The 15,892-nt window shown below is 41.5% G+C and carries 8 protein-coding genes; all 8 read left to right on the top strand.

Features of this window, described 5'->3' with window-relative positions; all coding sequences use genetic code 11:
* Positions 1–186 precede the first annotated feature (186 nt).
* The 8 genes from OCK74_RS13750 to OCK74_RS13715 all read left to right on the top strand — a co-directional run bounded on the left by OCK74_RS13750 (position 187) and on the right by OCK74_RS13715 (position 15,868).
* Complete coding sequence (locus OCK74_RS13750; RefSeq protein ID WP_279297624.1) at positions 187–3,225, top strand: SusC/RagA family TonB-linked outer membrane protein; 3,039 nt, start codon at positions 187–189, stop codon at positions 3,223–3,225.
* A gap of 20 nt (positions 3,226–3,245) precedes the next feature.
* Positions 3,246–4,868 carry a RagB/SusD family nutrient uptake outer membrane protein gene (locus OCK74_RS13745; RefSeq protein WP_279297623.1) on the top strand — a complete coding sequence of 541 codons (1,623 nt, stop codon included), beginning with the start codon at positions 3,246–3,248 and terminating at the stop codon, positions 4,866–4,868.
* A gap of 104 nt (positions 4,869–4,972) precedes the next feature.
* Complete coding sequence (locus tag OCK74_RS13740; protein ID WP_279297622.1) at positions 4,973–6,292, top strand: BNR repeat-containing protein; 1,320 nt, start codon at positions 4,973–4,975, stop codon at positions 6,290–6,292.
* 12 nt (positions 6,293–6,304) lie between these two features.
* Positions 6,305–7,462 carry a glycoside hydrolase family 88/105 protein gene (locus OCK74_RS13735; RefSeq protein WP_279297621.1) on the top strand — a complete coding sequence of 386 codons (1,158 nt, stop codon included), beginning with the start codon at positions 6,305–6,307 and terminating at the stop codon, positions 7,460–7,462.
* A gap of 28 nt (positions 7,463–7,490) precedes the next feature.
* Positions 7,491–10,658, top strand: a complete 3,168-nt coding sequence (gene lacZ / locus OCK74_RS13730; RefSeq protein ID WP_279297620.1) for a beta-galactosidase, LacZ type — start codon at positions 7,491–7,493, stop codon at positions 10,656–10,658.
* A 110-nt stretch (positions 10,659–10,768) separates the two neighbouring features.
* A complete protein-coding gene (locus OCK74_RS13725; RefSeq protein ID WP_279297619.1) occupies positions 10,769–12,712 on the top strand; it encodes a glycoside hydrolase family 97 protein in 1,944 nt (647 codons plus the stop codon).
* A 28-nt stretch (positions 12,713–12,740) separates the two neighbouring features.
* A complete protein-coding gene (locus OCK74_RS13720) occupies positions 12,741–13,997 on the top strand; it encodes a DUF2264 domain-containing protein (protein WP_279297618.1) in 1,257 nt (418 codons plus the stop codon).
* 56 nt (positions 13,998–14,053) lie between these two features.
* Entirely contained in the window at positions 14,054–15,868 is a 1,815-nt protein-coding gene (locus OCK74_RS13715) for a glycoside hydrolase family 2 protein (protein WP_279297617.1), read from the top strand.
* The last annotated feature ends 24 nt before the right edge of the window (positions 15,869–15,892 follow it).

The raw sequence follows: 15,892 nt of genomic DNA, 5'->3' as shown, positions 1-15,892 counted from the left end.
TTCTGGATTTCAGAATTATCAATCGAACGATTGCTCTATGCTTTATTTTATCATTCTTTCATCCCTAATAAGAAACAGGCTCCCTTATAAAATCCGCATTCCTGTTTTTTTATTTACTTCAGTCAATAAGTGTGCTTTTTACACTTTTAAAACCGTCTCTTTTTTTATCATTAAATATTAACTGTCATGAAAATTCGATTGCTCCAAATGGAGTATTCTTCGTACAAACCCGGACATTCCTGGCCGATTCTGGAGAAACTCAAGATTCTTATGTTAATGATCTTTTCCCTGGTTTCTGCATCACTTTTTGCTCAGCAGAGAGTTACAGGTAGAGTTATTGCCGGTGAAAGTGGAGTTAGTGGTGCCACTGTGCAGGTAAAGGAAACTAATGCGGCTGCAGTTACGGATTCTTCCGGAAATTTCAGCATTAATGCAACTCCTGGTGCTACAATTGTGATTACGCATATCAATTATGTATCACAAGAGGCAAAAGTTACCAGTTCCGGGAAAGTGAATGTTCAATTACAACCTACTGTTGCCCAGAGTATGCTGGAAGTGGTTGTTGTGGGTTATGGTACACAAAAGCGTTCTGATGTAACTGGTTCTGTTGCTTCTGTGCCCAAAAACCGTTTCTCACAATTACCTGTTACCAATGTCATGCAGGCGATACAAGGTGCAGTAGCCGGGGTTAACGTTTCTGTGAATTCCCCTGTTCCAGGAAGAACGGCAAGTTTACAAGTTAGGGGGATGAACTCCATTACAGCCAACAATTCACCTCTTATTGTTTTGGATGGTGTTCCTTTGCCCGATGATGCTAGTACCAACGATATCAATGCCAATGATATCGCATCTATGGAAATTTTGAAAGATGCTTCTGCTGTTGCTATTTACGGGGTAAGAGGTTCCAATGGTGTTATACTTATTACTACGAAACGTGGTACTACAGGCAAACCGATTATCCGGTACAATGTATATTCAGGCATTGAAAACATTATTGAAACGCTGAACCCAAGCAGTCCGGAGCGTTATGTAAAAAAATGGGCTGATTATAAAAAACAGAATGGTCTGAGTGATACAAGTATTCTGAACAATCTTTATGAAAGGAATAATTATTACGCTGGTAAAACTACCGATTGGGTAGATGCTGTAACACAGCAAGGCGTACTTACAGATCATAACCTGAGTATTTCAGGTGGTACAAAAGATGCAAAATATTATATTTCAGGAGAGTACCTGAACCAAAAAGGTGCTGTAAAAGGTTACCAATATAAAAGGATTAATCTTCGCTCTAACCTTGATGTAAATATCACTGACTGGCTTTCGGCCGGAACTTCCTTTTTCTACAATAACAACAATTCTGACGGTGGTCGCGCCAATTTCTACCTGGCCCATACAATGAGCCCATATGGATCACTATATGATGCAAATGGACAATATACTCTTTACCCGATGTATCCTGAATTGTTATACCTCAATCCTTTACTTGGTTTGACAACTGATCGCCTTGAGCGTAGTAATAACCTGACTGGTACAGGTTATGCTGAAATCAAACCAGGATTTATCAAAGGATTGAAGTACAGGATGAATGCTTCATACTCTTTACTTACCAGCCGCAATGGCACTTATGAGGGCAGAAGTGTTAATAACCAGTTAGGCTCCGCAACTACACAAAACACTGAAGCTAAAAACTGGATCATCGAAAATATCCTGAGTTATACAAAGGACTGGAACGAACATCATGTAGATTTTACAGGTTTATACAGTGCCCAAGAAAAGGTCTATTACAAGAATAATTCATCTGCCAGTGGATTTATTAATGATTATTCATCGTTTTATAACCTGAGTGCGGGTGCAACACAAACTGCAGGTTCTTACCAGGATGGGAGTAACAAATTATCTCAAATGGGGCGTATCAATTACTCATACGACAGCCGTTACCTGTTTACTGTGACTGCAAGAAGAGATGGCGCTTCCGTATTTGGCGCAAACACTACAAAGTATGGCGTTTTCCCATCAGTAGCCCTTGGCTGGAATCTACATAACGAGAAGTTTATGTCGGGTTTTGAGAAGATCAATAGTTTGAAATTGAGAGCTTCCTATGGTAAAACAGGTAACGAAGCGATTTCTATCAATGGTACCCAAACAACAGCAGGAACGAACAGAATTCCATTTAATGGTGTAACGACCATTGGTGTACTGGCAAGTAATTTAGGAAATGCCGATTTGCACTGGGAATCTACCAAAGGGTTGAATATTGGTGTTGACTTTTCTATATATAACAACAGGATCAGTGGTACAATCGATGCCTTCAGAACGAATACTGAGGATTTATTGTTAAAACGTAATATCCCGAATATTACCGGATATAGCAATATTCTGGATAATCTTGGTAAAACCAAGAATAAAGGCATAGAAGTAACATTAAATACTGTAAATATTCCTGGTAATAAATTCAGATGGGAATCAAATCTGAATTTTGCTTCCTATAGAAATGAGATCGCCAGCTTGTATGGTAATATAGACCCCGTTACCGGTAAGGAGGTAGATGACATCAGCAATGGTTGGTTTATTGGACAACCAGTGAGAGTGATCTACGACTATACTATGGAAGGTGTATGGCAAAAAGGAGAGGATCCTTCTGCTGTTGATAAAACCGCGAAACCAGGTCACCTGAAATTCAAAGACATCAATGGTGATAAATTAATTGATGATAAGGATAAAAGTGTTTTGGGCTCACGGCTTCCGAAATGGACTGGTGGCTTGACCAATACCTTTCATTATAAGAATTTTCACCTGAATATCTTTATCCAAACCTCACAAGGCGCATTAAGAAATAATGTGAACCTGACCTTTGCAGATGAAGGCTGGCGGATTAATATACCGTCTGAAATTAACTATTGGACAGAGGAAAATCCTATCAATGACCGTCCATCTCTAAGTGATCAAGCTCGTGCTGGCGCCAGGGGGTATGCTTATCCTAAAGATGCTTCTTATACGCGTATCAAAGATGTAACTCTGAGCTACACCATGCCGCAGTCGATCCTGGATAAGATCAAACTGGGTAGCTTAACGCTGTATGCAAGTGGCAGAAACCTGTACACATTTACAGACTGGCAAGGTTGGGATCCTGAACAAGACTTTACATTCAGAGGTTCTGGTGACTGGGTGAATAACTATCCTCCGGTTCGTTCGATTGTATTTGGCGCCAATATCACACTTCGTTAATTGTTAAACTCTGAATTGAAATGAAAAAAATATCAAATAAATTTTTACCGGCTTTATTACTCTTATTTATATTGCCGGCATGTAAAAAAAGCTTTCTGGATGAAACCGTGTATTCATCCTATGCCCCACAAACACTTAAAGATTCCTTAGGATTAGAAGCCTCTCTGATTGGATTGTATAATCATTATAGCAATTTCTATACAAGGAGTGACCGCCAGGGATGGTCGAGTGTGTGGCAGGTAGGAACAGATATCGCCAATGCTGCACAGCAAGAGGGTATTGAAGTTCCTTATTATAATTACTCCTTACTCAATTCGTCAGATGCAGGTGCTTCCTGGATGTGGACATGGTGTTATAAGATGATCAATAATGCAAACATCATCATTAAAAATGCGGAAGATCCTTCTTTAACAGCGATGTCTGAGGCCGGCAAAAAAGCTGCAAGTGGTGAAGCTAAATTCTTTAGAGCGTATGCTTATAATACATTAGCGACCCTGTATGGTAAGGTGCCACTGGTAACAGAACCCATTTCATCACCCAAAACGGATTTTGTACGTGCCCCATTGGATGAAGTTAATAAATTGATCGAGTCAGATCTCCTTTATGCTACAGCAAACCTGCCAGATGTTGGTAATGTGTCTACTAAAACCAATAGTATGGGCAAGCCTGCAGGCCGGGCCAATAAATACATGGCCATGCAATTATTGGCTGAAGCCTCTCTCAGAATGAATAAGCCCGTACAGGCAGAACAACAAGCACAAGCAATTATCAATAGTGGCAAATTCGGTCTTGTGAATGCCCGCTTTGGTTCAAAGGCCAATCAAGCTGGTGACCCTTTTGCTGATATGTTCATTTATGGAAACCAAAGGAGAAGCCAGGGTAATAAGGAAGTGATCTGGACATTTGAATTGGAGCCTAAAGCAAGTGTGCCAGATGGATACACGGGTAATCCTCAACAACGCAGGGTATGGGGCGCGGCTTACTACCAGATTTCAGGCATGAAACTTTCCGATAGTACCGGTGGCAGGGCCGTTGCCCGTTTGCGATTGAGCGACTGGGTAAGTTACGGTTTGTACGAGCAAAACGACATCCGGAATTCACATTACAATTTTAGAAGGCAGTATTGGTACAATGATCCCGCTAAACCAGATCTGTTAGGAAAGAAGGTGCCATATTCAGGATATGACACCATATTCAGGATTAATCCACATACTACGAAATGGTACCAGTTTGATCCCAAAGATGAATTTGGTTATGACATGATCAAGGATATTATCATCATGCGTTTAGGTGAAACGTATTTGTTGTTGGCAGAAGCTCAATTTATGCAAGGTAAAACAGCTGAAGCGGCAGTAACGCTGAATACACTCAGGTCAAGGTCAAATGCTTCTCCGATTACCGCTTCACAGGTTAATTTGGACTTTATTCTTGATGAAAGGGCCAGAGAGCTTGTAGGTGAGGAAAACAGGCGCATGACGCTGATGCGTACAAAAACCCTGGTAACAAGAGCAAAACGTCTCAATGCAACAAGTCCAATTAACCAAATGTCAGGTTTAGAGGACAAGCATCTGCTGTTGCCAATTCCTCTTTCTGAAATTAACCTGAACAAAGACGCTGTATTGGAACAAAATCCCGGATATTGATCATGATAGATCAAGTCTGATAACAGAACAGAAAAAGGCAATAGCTGTAATCAGCTGTTGCCTTTTAAAAAGTTGTATGTTAGTAGGATAAGAATTGAAGTAAAATGAATAAAGGAACTCTTTTAACCGTTTTGATGTTTTGTGTGATAACGGTTAATGCTCAAAAGTTGAAAAAAGCTAAGGTTAGCTTTGTACCTGTTGACACTGGCTGGGCTGCTAACTCTGTTAATACAGTTATTTTTCGAAAAAACTCATTAGTAACATTTGGTGATACACAATTCATCTCATTTTACGATAAAGACCGATATGTTGTGTTGGGTAAAAGAAAACTTGGTACACAAAAGTGGGAGTTGAAGAAAACACCTTATCAGGGTAATACGGCTGATGCGCACAATACTATAAGCATGATGGTAGATGGAGAAGGATATCTTCATCTTTCCTGGGATCATCATAACAATCCTTTACGTTATGCAAGGGGCCTTTATCCTGGTTCATTGCAATTGACAGAGAAACTACCGATGACTGGCAAGGTTGAAGGAAAGGTGTCCTATCCTGAATTTTACAAATTGCAAAATGGTAATCTACTGTTTTTTTACCGGGATGGTGGCTCTGGTCAAGGTAATCTCGTGATCAATCATTACAATACCGCGACAAAGACATGGACCCAATTACATAGCAACCTGATTGATGGTGAAGGACAACGAAATGCTTACTGGCAGGCTTGCACAGACACAAAGGGTACGATTCATATCTCATGGGTATGGCGGGAATCGCCTGATGTCGCTTCCAACCATGACCTCTGTTATGCCCGTTCTAAAGATGGCGGCAAAACATGGGAAAAATCAACAGGAGAAAAGTACATACTGCCAATTACAGCGGCAACAGCAGAAATTACCTGTGCTATACCTCAAAAAAGTGAGTTGATCAACCAGACATCCATGTTTGCCGATGCAGCAGGAAACCCCTATATAGCAACTTATTGGAGAGAACAGAATACTTCTTTTCCTCAATATCACCTGGTTTACAATGCCGGTGCAAATTGGCATACGCAAAATCTTCTATTTCGCTCCACACCTTTTAGTTTGAGCGGTGCAGGTAGCAAAAGTATCCCAATTGCCAGACCTCAGATCATTGCAAAGGAAAGAGGAAGCAAACTTGCGGCAGCTATTATCTTCCGTGATGAAGAAAGAGGGAACAAAGCTTCTATAGCCATTAATAAAAATCTTCAAAAACAGAAATGGATCATCAAAGACCTGAGTGAACATACTTTAGGGTCATGGGAGCCGTCCTATGATACGGAGTTGTGGAAGAATAAAGGAAGATTACACCTCTTTATACAAAACGTAGTTCAGGTGGATGCCGAAGGCATCTCAAATACAGCACCTCAAATGGTGGAAGTACTGGAATGGCAACCTGATTTTTAAATTGACTATAATATGATACGTATAAAAATAAGCTTACTGAGGATCATTACATTGATCACACTCTTCCTGGGAGGATGCACAACTCAGAAAAAAAATGGTTCTTCTCTTGCCACTTCAAAATCTGAAATTCTGGGTATTATCAATAAGGTGAATGGGTATTGGCAGTCGAATCACGCGCCTGCAGAAAGAGCATTCTGGGATGTTGCGGCTTACCATACTGGCAATATGGAAGCATATGACATTACCAAAAAGGATACTTATAAAAAATATTCAGAGGCATGGGCTGAACACAATCAATGGAAAGGAGCCAAATCAGGAAATAAAGAAGAATGGAAATACAGTTATGGTGAAACTGATGACCATGTACTCTTTGGTGACTGGCAGATCTGCTTTCAAACCTATATAGACTTATACAATCTGGATCTTATTAAGGATGAAAAAAAAATATCGCGTGCCCGCGAGGTAATGGAATATGAAATGAGTACACCCAGGAATGATTACTGGTGGTGGGCTGATTGCCTTTATATGGTTATGCCCGTAATGGTAAAACTCCATAAAGTGACCGGTAATACATTGTACCTGGAAAAGCTGCATGAGTACTTCAGTTATGCAAATAGTATCATGTATGACAGCTCAGAAAAACTGTATTACAGGGATTCGAAATACGTGTATCCTAAGCACAAGAGCGCTAATGGAAAGAAGGACTTCTGGGCCCGGGGTGATGGCTGGGTGTTTGCCGGACTGGCCAAGGTTTTGGAGGATCTGCCAAAGAATGATGTACACAGGGAAGAATACATAACCAAATTCAAGGGGATAGCAGAGACTATTAAAGCTTCACAACAACCGGAAGGCTACTGGACGAGAAGTATCTTGGATCCGGCGCATGCCCCGGGACCAGAGACTAGTGGAACAGCATTCTTCACATTTGGTTTATTATGGGGCATTAATAATGGCTATTTAGAAAAAGAAGAATATAACCTTGTTGCGTCAAAAGCATGGAACTATCTAACTACAGTAGCTTTGCAGCCAGATGGTAAAATTGGTTATGTACAACCTATTGGTGAACGTGCCATTCCCGGACAAGTGGTAGACAAAAACTCGACCTCCAATTTTGGTGTTGGTGCGTTTCTATTAGCAGCCTGTGAAATGTACCGTTATCTTAGCAAATAGTGATCATCCCATATTTAAAAATGTAACAATGAAAAAGATATTAATATCTCTCTGTCTAATAACCCATTTTGCTTTTGCTCAGAACAGCACAAACTCTTTGGGGAGCAAGCCTGTTCAGGATTTCTCCCGGAATAACGCCTGGGAAAACCCGTTGTTCTTTGAAGAGAATAAAGAGAAGCCCCATGCAACCTTTATGATCTTTGATAATAAGGCAAATGTTATAGCCGATGATTATACCCGTTCACCTTATTACCAATCTTTAAATGGTACCTGGAAGTTTGTTTATGTTGATAAGTATGCAAACCGCTCATTGGATTTCTACAAGACGGATCTTGATGATGCAGGATGGAGCAACATCCCTGTGCCTTCTAATTGGGAACGAAAAGGTTTTGGTATTCCTATCTATACCAATATCACCTATCCATTCCCAAAGAATCCACCATTCATAGGTGAGAACAATCCCGTTGGTACCTATCGCAAAACCTTTACTATACCCCAAAATTGGGATGGAAAGGAAGTGATGCTCCATTTTGGATCGATTACAGGTTGTGCTTTTGTATATGTCAATGGTGAAAAGGTGGGCATGACGAAAGCTTCTAAATCTCCTGCCGAATTCAATATAACAAAATACCTGAAGAAGGGGAATAATTTGCTTGCTATTCAGGTATTTCGCTGGCATGATGGATCCTATCTGGAAGACCAGGATTTCTGGCGCTTAAGCGGTATTGAACGGGATGTGTATTTGACCGCACTTCCGAAACTGACTATATGGGACTTCTTTTTAAAAGCAGACCTGGACAAACAATACAAAGACGGTCTCTTTAGTGCTGAAATAGACCTGCGTCAGTTTGCTGGCAACCTAACAAAGGCTGGCTCCCTGGTTTTTGAAATACAAGACAAAAATGGCAAGACTGTTTTTAGTAAACAACAGTCATTTACAACAGGTGCTGCTGAAATAGAGACAGTAAATATTAGTGGCGTTGTAAAAGACCCATTGAAGTGGAGTGCTGAGGTTCCTAACCTTTATGATGCTGTGATCACTTTGAAAGACAAGACAGGAAACTTACTCGTTTCTACCGGTACTAAGATTGGTTTTAGAAAAGTTGAGATCAGAAACGCCCAACTTTTAATTAATGGTGTGGCTACATATGTACACGGTGTCAACAGGCACGAGCATGATGAAGTGGAAGGTCATGTGCCCAGCAAAGAGCTGATGATCAAAGATATCCAGCTGATGAAGCAATTCAACATCAATGCTGTTCGCACTTCTCACTATCCCAATGATCCACTCTGGTATAAACTCTGTGACCAGTATGGCCTGTATCTGGTAGATGAGGCTAATATTGAATCTCATGGCATGGGTACATCTTTCCAGGTGAGAGGCGCCGATTCGTTGATTCATCCTGCCTATGCTCCCGAGTGGGCACCGGCTCACATGGACCGTTTCCAACGCCTGGTGGAAAGGGATAAAAACCATCCCTCAGTGATCATTTGGTCTTTAGGGAATGAGTGTGGTAACGGACAGGTTTTTCATGATGGCTACAAGTGGATGAAGCAACGGGATCATTCAAGGCCAGTCCAGTTTGAACAGTCTGGTGAAGATTGGAATACGGATATTGTTTGCCCAATGTATCCTCAGATCAGGCACATGAAAAGTTATGCAGATGATCAAACGAAAACAAGGCCCTATATTATGTGTGAGTACTCTCATGCAATGGGCAACAGCAATGGAAACTTCCAGGAGTATTTTGATATCATCCGGAGCAGCAAGCATATGCAGGGTGGCTTTATCTGGGACTGGGTAGACCAGGGCTATAAAACCACATTGCCTGATGGAAGGGTTTATTGGGCATATGGTGGTGACCTGGGTGGTTATCATCTGCAGAATGATGAAAACTTTTGCTCCAATGGATTGGTGGCAGCGAACAGAACACCACATCCTGGATTATTTGAAGTGAAAAAAGTATATGCTAAGATTCAGTTCTCAGCCAAAGATGTATCTAAAGGAGTCATTACTGTACAGAACCTTTTTGACTTCACGAACCTGGATCAGTATGATTTTAAATGGGAGTTGTACCAAAATGGGGACAAAGTTAAAGAGGGTACGTTTGCCGTAAGCCTGGCCCCCCATAGCCAAAAAGATGTGGCACTGAATATACCGCAATTCAAGGCAGTTGAAGGTAGTGAGTTCTTCCTCAATGTGTATGCCTTTACCAAAAATGCAACAGAACTGGTACCAGCAGGGCATGAAATAGCCAGGGAGCAATTCAAAACTGCCGGTGATTATTTTGCCCGTAGTAATACTGCAACTGGAAAACTAAGCATTCAAAAGGATGAAAATCGTTTGAGATTTACATCTGGCAACCTGAAAGGGGAGTTTGATCTTGGCCAGGGACGATTCACCCGTTATGAAATTGGAAACGCAGGTTGGGTCATTGCACAGTATCCTGAGCCTTTCTTCTGGCGCGCTCCAACTGACAATGACTTTGGAAACAACATGCAGGTGAACCTGGGCATTTGGCGCACTGCCCACGTAAATCGCACAGTGAAGGATGTTACTGTTGGTGAACAATCAGTTAATGGTTTGCCGATTAAAGTGGATTATGAATTGACAGGTATCGGTGTTCCCTATACAGTTGAGTACCTGGTACAAAATGATGGCTCAATAAAGGTGACAGCATCAATAGACATGACGGGCAGGGATTTACCTGAATTGCCTCGCTTCGGCATGCGCTTGCAATTGCCAGCTGATTATGATCACCTGAGTTATTATGGACGTGGTCCCTGGGAAAATTACAGCGACCGCAACACTTCTTCTTTTGTTGGTTTGTATCATGACAAAGTACAGAACCAGTATTCCTGGAACTATATTCGTCCGCAGGAAGGTGGATATAAGACCGATGTTCGCTGGATGTCTTTAACCGATAGTAAAGGCAGAGGGCTGAGGATTGAAGGTGTGCAACCTATTTGCTTTAGCGCACTGAACAACAGGACAGAGGACTTTGATCCGGGCCTGACCAAAAAACAACAGCACCCAACCGATATTAAGCCAAGGAATGAGGTTTACCTGAACATCGACTTAAAACAAAGAGGAGTTGGTGGCGATAACAGTTGGGGCGCGCTACCGCACGATCAATACCGCTTGTTGGAAAAGAAATATTCTTATAGTTATGTGATGCGCTTAATTGATAAATAATGCACTTTCTGCAAGAACCTATAAGACATCTTTATAGGTTCTTGCATTTAATCAGTTCAAACTTCAAAACAAAGACTGAAGTTTGCAGCTCAATAATACCCCCCCGATTTATGAAAATCTTGCCAAATAAGATTGCCTTACTAGTGTTGCATATACTGGCATGTAAAGCTGCATGGACCCAGTTATCTTCAACTAGCATCAGCAGTCCGGATAAAAAGATCAGGATTAATGTGTCTCTGGATCCTGCTCAACAAGCCTTCTATACGATTACATACAATAATGAGACAGTTTTGGAACCATCAAAACTGGGCGTAAAGAGACAGGATGCTGATTTTTCAACTGGCCTGAGCCTGGTTTCTTCTTCAGCAATCGAAAAAGTCACCGACTCTTATCAGCTGGTAAGTGGGAAGAGAACAAAGAATCAATACCTGGCCAATAAAAAGATATTCCACTTCCGTAATGCTGGCAATGATGCTATTGATGTTATATTCCAGGTATCCAATGATGGTGTGGCATTCCGGTATTATTTTCCCAGCACATCAAAAGATGTAAAGACAATAACATCTGAAGCAACCACATTCCATTTTCCAACGGCTGCCAAAGGTTGGTTGCAGCCAGCGCAAGTGGCTAAATCAGGATGGGAGCAGAGCAACCCTGCTTATGAGGAGCATTACCAGCAAGCAATCAACGTAGGTACACCATCAACGTATGGAGCAGGTTGGGTGTATCCCGCCTTATTTCAATATAAAAACACCTGGGTGCTGCTCACTGAGGCATCAATGGATGGCAAATATTGTGCAAGCAGGCTCAGCTCCGAATCGCCAAATGGTGAATATAGCCTGGCATTTCCTGACTCAAGGGAAGTCATTTCTGAAAATGGTCTGTTACCCACTTCAACATTACCCTTTGCTTCGCCCTGGCGTATCATCACGATTGGAAGCCTAAAAACAATAGCTGAATCTACATTGGGGACTGACCTCGCTGCTCCTGCAACCGCAATGAACCGATCATTTATTAAACCAGGAAAGGCTTCATGGAGTTGGATCAACTCAAAAGATGATTTTATTATTTATCCTGAGCAGAAGAAATATATTGATTTTGCCGCTGAAATGAACTGGCAATATTGCCTGGTTGATGCCGATTGGGATAAGAAGATTGGTTATGATAAAATAAAAGAATTGGCCGACTATGCAAAAACGAAAAATGTAGGTCTACTGCTTTGGTACAACTCTGCTGGAAATTGGAATACGGTAAAATATACTCCAAAAGGTCTGTTGCTGACGCATGAGAGCAGGGTAAAAGAATTCAGCAGACTTAAAGAAATGGGCATCAAAGGGGTGAAGATTGATTTCTTTGGCGGTGATGGCCGGTCCGTGATACAATACTATATTGATATCTTAAAGGATGCCGCACAATTCGATCTGATGGTCAATTTTCATGGCGCTACTTTGCCAAGAGGATGGAACAGGACTTACCCGCACCTGATGACCACAGAAGCGATCAGGGGGTTTGAAATGGTCACCTTTGGACAACAGGATGCTGATATGCAACCTACCCATTGTACCATGTTGCCATTTACACGCAACGCTTTTGACCCGATGGATTTCACACCAATGAATTTGTTTAAAATTCCTACCAAAGTACAAAGGAAAACCAGCAGTGGTTTTGAATTGGCGCTTGCTGTGCTTTTCGTATCAGGTATTCAGCATTTTGCAGAATCTCCGGAAGGTATGGCTCATGTACCCAATGATGTAAAGCAATTCTTACGTGACCTGCCAACACAATGGGATGATGTGCGATTCATAGATGGCTTCCCTGGTAAATATGTGATACTGGCAAGAAAAAGTGGATCAAAGTGGTACATATCTGGCATCAACGCAGAAAATACAGCCAAAGACATTTCCTTGGATCTTTCCTCTTTTGGAAAAAAGAAAGCAACCTTGATCACAGATGGTGCAGAACCGTTAACATTTGCTACAGAAAAAAATATTACTGGAAAAACTAAACAATTGACCTTGAAGCCCTCCGGCGGTTTTGTCATGATATTGGAATAGGTCATTCTTTTAAACTTTATAGAGCTAAATGCGCATTCATTTACGTACATCTACGATTGTTAGAACCTTTCTGGCAACGCTTTGCTGTTTGATCCTCTTTAGCAATTCCCATGCACAGGCTACAAAAAATTTGAGTGACAGGAAAGTATGGCTGGATTACATGGACAAAATCGCAAGACCTGTCATGCAAAACCTGGCAGCTGATCAACTAAAGAAAGCTATGTCGGTCAATCTTTCTCCAAAGATTGACAACGCTGCTTCGAGGGCAAAGGTTGCTTACCTGGAAGCTTTCGGAAGAACCATTTGTGGTATAGCTCCCTGGTTGAATACAGAAGGGGGAACAAAAGAAGAAGTTGCCCTGCGTAATCAATACCGTGAATGGACATTAAAGGCAATTGCAAATGCTGTCAATCCGGTTGCTATGGATTATATGGTCTGGAACGTTGCCGGTCAACAATTGGTGGATGCTTCTTTTCTTGCATTTGCATTGATACGGAGTCCCTGGTTGTGGGAGCACCTGGATCAAAAAGTGAAGGGGCAGGTTGTGGATGCGTTGAAGCTTACCCGGAATTTTGTTCCGGTCTATTCCAATTGGATCTTATTCTCTGGCATGATCGAAGCCTTTTTCTGTAAATATGGATTTGAATATGATAAGGTTCGCGTTGAATACGGCATCAGGGAATTTGCACAACACTGGTATACCGGCGATGGAATGTTTTCTGATGGTATGAACTTCAACTTTGATTATTATAACAGTTTTGTGATACAACCCTACCTGGCATGTATACTCGAAGTGACTTCAAAACAAACGAAATCTTACGATTTCTTTCTGCCGAAGCTGGATAAAATCAGTAAACGCTATGCCGAGATCCAGGAACGTTTGATCAATGCAGATGGCAGCTACCCGGTTACCGGCCGTTCAATTGTTTACAGGGGTGCAGCTTTTCATCACCTTGCCGACATGGTGTTAAGAAAACAGTTACCAGCTTCACTGCAGCCATCACAGGTGCGTGGGGCTTTAACAGCAGTTATTAAGAAAACTATAGGGGCACCATTAACTTTTACAAAAGATGGCTGGTTGAATATGGGGGTATATGGGAACCAACCAGGCCTGGCTGACTCTTACATTACAACAGGTAGTCTGTATCTCTGTTCCACGATTTTCTTGCCACTCGGTCTTCCCGAATCTGACGAGTTCTGGTCAGCACCAGCGCAGCCATGGACATCGGTGAAGGTATGGACGGGCCAGGATGCTCCTGCGGATCACGCTTTGGAACTTCATTAATCAAATATTTGCTCACTAATAAACCCTGATAGAATTCTATCCTTTACAATTAAAAGATGAAAAAACTAATACCTCTTTTTTTGTTTATTTGTAACGTGTCAGCATATGCGCAAGCAGATTTAATTACAAACATTCCTTCCCGGAAAACAACCAGCCTCAATGGTAAATGGCAATACATTGTTGATCCATACGAAACGGGATTTTACAATTACCGTTACCAGGAACGTAATGAGAATGATCGTGAAGCTTATTGGAACAGTGATATTCCTGAAAATAAAACAGACCGCAAGGAGCATGGTTATAGTGATAAATATACTTTGAATGTTCCAGGTGACTGGAATGCACAGGATCCTAAATTTTTATACTACGAGGGGTCTGTTTGGTATAAGCGTTCTTTTGACTTTACAAAGTCAGATACAGCCAATAAAGTGTTTCTCTATTTCGGAGCAGTTAACTACCAATCAGATGTATATCTGAATGGTAAGAAGTTGGGGCAGCATAAAGGAGGATTTAGCCCTTTTCAGTTTGAAGTCCCCGATAACCTGCTGAAGCAAAAGGATAATTTCCTTGTTGTAAAAGTCGACAACAAACGTAAGGCTGATGAGATCCCCACTTTAAATACAGACTGGTGGAATTATGGTGGCATCACCCGTGATGTTTTGCTTGTAGAAGTACCGCAAAACTATATCCGTGATTATTTCGTTCACCTCAAAAAAGGCTCTACAAATGAAATTGAAGGTTGGATCAAAAAGAGTAATAATGGCAATGAAGCCATTACGCTGGAAATCCCGGAACTGAAGTTCAGGAAAAAACTTGCAGCAACAGGTGATAGCATTGCCTTTAATTTTAAACTTTCTAAGCTCCAGTTGTGGTCTCCTGAAAATCCTAAACTTTATAATGTTGTTATACAATCCGCTTCAGATAGGGTAGAAGATAAGATTGGTTTCAGAAACGTGGAAGTACAGGGATCAAAAATACTACTGAACGGTAAACCTGTATTTTTAAGAGGAATTTGCATACACGAGGAAATTCCCCAGGAAATCCGCAGGGCAAACAGCCCGGCCGACGCCATTCAATTATTGAGCCAGGCAAAAGAACTTAATGCCAATATGGTACGTCTTGCTCATTATCCGCACAATGAACATATGACCCGTACAGCAGATTCTTTAGGATTGCTGGTATGGTCAGAAATTCCTGTTTACTGGACAATCAATTTTACAAGCAACGAAGTGCTTGAAAAAGCAAAGTGTCAGCTAAAGGACATGATCACGCGCGACCGGAACAGGGCAAGCATTATGATCTGGTCGGTAGGGAATGAAACACCTGTGCATGAAGCTCGGACAGCTTTTATGAGCAACCTGGTAAAAACAGCCAAACTACTTGATAGTACAAGGTTGATTTCTGCAGCCCTTGAGGTGCACAATACCAATGGCGTTCAGGTAATTGATGATCCCCTTGGCCAGTATACCGACCTGGTAGCTGTAAATGAATATTTAGGATGGTACAGCGGTTTACCCAGTAATGCCAGGACAGCCAAATGGGAGGTGAAGTACAACAAACCTCTTTTCTTTAGCGAAACTGGTGCAGAGGCTTTAGGCGGCTATCATGCCGACAGCCTGACCCGCTGGAGTGAAGAGTTCCAGGAATGGTATTATAAAGAGCAAGTGGAGATGATGAAGCGGATGCCGGAAAACTTTGTAGGATTATCGCCCTGGATCTTAAATGATTTCCGTTCTCCACGCCGTAACAATCCTGAATACCAGGAAGGGTGGAACAACAAAGGACTCTTTGATCAGAAAGGAAATAAAAAGAAAGCCTTTTACGTGCTGAAAGCCTATTACGACGAAATGGAAAAGAATTACAAAAAATAGCTTTTGCAAATGACTTTGTAATGC

This window comes from Paraflavisolibacter caeni (assembly GCF_025628885.1).
GTDB classification, from domain to species: domain Bacteria; phylum Bacteroidota; class Bacteroidia; order Chitinophagales; family Chitinophagaceae; genus Flavisolibacter; species Flavisolibacter caeni.
Note: the sequence above shows the minus strand (reverse complement) of the source record. Positions and strands in the feature narration are given on the sequence as shown.

What these genes read in the sequence shown, in the direction of transcription:
- OCK74_RS13725 (WP_279297619.1), top strand. Translation starts at nt 10,769, where the DNA reads ATGAAAATCTTGCCAAATAAGATTGCCTTACTAGTGTTGCATATACTG.
- OCK74_RS13750 (WP_279297624.1), top strand. Translation starts at nt 187, where the DNA reads ATGAAAATTCGATTGCTCCAAATGGAGTATTCTTCGTACAAACCCGGA.
- lacZ (WP_279297620.1), top strand. Translation starts at nt 7,491, where the DNA reads ATGAAAAAGATATTAATATCTCTCTGTCTAATAACCCATTTTGCTTTT.
- OCK74_RS13745 (WP_279297623.1), top strand. Translation starts at nt 3,246, where the DNA reads ATGAAAAAAATATCAAATAAATTTTTACCGGCTTTATTACTCTTATTT.
- OCK74_RS13715 (WP_279297617.1), top strand. Translation starts at nt 14,054, where the DNA reads ATGAAAAAACTAATACCTCTTTTTTTGTTTATTTGTAACGTGTCAGCA.
- OCK74_RS13735 (WP_279297621.1), top strand. Translation starts at nt 6,305, where the DNA reads ATGATACGTATAAAAATAAGCTTACTGAGGATCATTACATTGATCACA.
- OCK74_RS13720 (WP_279297618.1), top strand. Translation starts at nt 12,741, where the DNA reads ATGCGCATTCATTTACGTACATCTACGATTGTTAGAACCTTTCTGGCA.
- OCK74_RS13740 (WP_279297622.1), top strand. Translation starts at nt 4,973, where the DNA reads ATGAATAAAGGAACTCTTTTAACCGTTTTGATGTTTTGTGTGATAACG.